General features: G+C 57.7%; 1 rRNA gene (running past one end of the window). It reads left to right on the top strand.

The features are described 5' to 3' along the window. Positions 1–58: 58 nt before the first annotated feature. A 23S ribosomal RNA gene (locus ABZ452_RS32315) occupies positions 59–1781 on the top strand (it continues 1485 nt past the right edge of the window).

The following is a 1781-nucleotide window of genomic DNA, read 5'->3' as shown; positions in this document are numbered from 1 at the left end:
GTCGGGTTGTGGGTTGGTCGTTTGTTGAGAATTGCACAGTGGACGCGAGCATCTTTGTGGTCAAGTTGTCAAGGGCGAACGGTGGATGCCTTGGCACCAGGAGCCGATGAAGGACGTGGGAGGCCGCGATAGGCCTGGGGGAGCTGTCAACCAAGCTGTGATCCCAGGGTGTCCGAATGGGGAAACCCGGCACCAGTCATGTGGTGTCACCCACACCTGAACACATAGGGTGTGTGGAGGGAACGCGGGGAAGTGAAACATCTCAGTACCCGTAGGAAGAGAAAACAACAAGTGATTCCGTGAGTAGTGGCGAGCGAAAGCGGATTGAGGCTAAACCGGCTGCGTGTGATACCTGTCAGGGGTTGCGTGGTCGGGGTTGTGGGACCCTGCTGAGTGTGCTGACACACGCTCGAGAAGTTACAAAGTCAGTGGCTAGTCGAACAGTCTGGAAAGGCTGACCGTAGACGGTGATAGTCCGGTAGGTGAAAGTTGCTGACCTTCTGTGGGTGTTCCCGAGTAGCGGCGGACCCCTGAAATCTGCCGTGAATCTGCCAGGACCACCTGGTAAGCCTAAATACTTCCTGGTGACCGATAGCGGACGAGTACCGTGAGGGAATGGTGAAAAGTACCCCGGGAGGGGAGTGAAATAGTACCTGAAACCGTTCGCCTACAATCCGTCGGAGCCTTGCGGGGTGACGGCGTGCCTTTTGAAGAATGAGCCTGCGAGTTAGTGGCATGTGGCGAGGTTAACCCGTGTGGGGGAGCCGTAGCGAAAGCGAGTCTGAATAGGGCGTATTCAGTCGCATGCTCTAGACCCGAAGCGGAGTGATCTAGCCATGGGCAGGCTGAAGCGCGGGTAAGACCGCGTGGAGGGCCGAACCCACCAACGTTGAAAAGTTGGGGGATGACCTGTGGTTAGGGGTGAAAGGCCAATCAAACTCCGTGATAGCTGGTTCTCCCCGAAATGCATTTAGGTGCAGCGTCGCGTGTTTCTTGCCGGAGGTAGAGCACTGGATGGTCTAGGGGGCCCACAAGCTTACCGAAATCAGCCAAACTCCGAATGCCGGTAAGTGAGAGCGCGGCAGTGAGACTGCGGGGGATAAGCTTCGTAGTCGAGAGGGAAACAGCCCAGATCACCAGCTAAGGCCCCTAAGCGTGTGCTAAGTGGAAAAGGATGTGGGGTCGCATAGACAACCAGGAGGTTGGCTTAGAAGCAGCCACCCTTTAAAGAGTGCGTAATAGCTCACTGGTCAAGTGGTTCCGCGCCGACAATGTAGCGGGGCTCAAGCACACCGCCGAAGCTGTGGCATTCACATTTTAACCTCGCTTGGACTTGATTCCTTGTGCAGGTGTGTGGATGGGTAGGGGAGCGTCGTGCCGCGAGTGAAGCAACGGGGTGACCTAGTTGTGGACGCGGCACGAGTGAGAATGCAGGCATGAGTAGCGAAAGAAGGGTGAGAAACCCTTCCGCCGGATGACCAAGGGTTCCAGGGCCAGGCTAATCCGCCCTGGGTGAGTCGGGACCTAAGGCGAGGCCGAGAGGCGTAGTCGATGGACAACGGGTTGATATTCCCGTACCCGCGAAAGAGCGACCCTGACGAACCTCGTTGTGCTAACCACCCGAACCTCGGGAGGTCTTCGGACCGAACGAGGCGAGCGTGGGAACCTGGCGGGTAGTAGTCAAGCGATGGGGTGACGCAGGAAGGTAGCTGAGCCCGGCCGGTGGTTGTGCCGGGGTAAGCGTGTAGGCCGTGCCGTAGGCAAATCCGCGGCGCATTAAG

Origin of the sequence: Micromonospora sp. NPDC005707 (genome assembly GCF_040631005.1) — a bacterium.
GTDB lineage: Bacteria > Actinomycetota > Actinomycetes > Mycobacteriales > Micromonosporaceae > Micromonospora.
The sequence above is the reverse complement of the archived record's forward strand: the minus strand, read 5'-3'. Positions and strand labels throughout refer to the sequence as shown.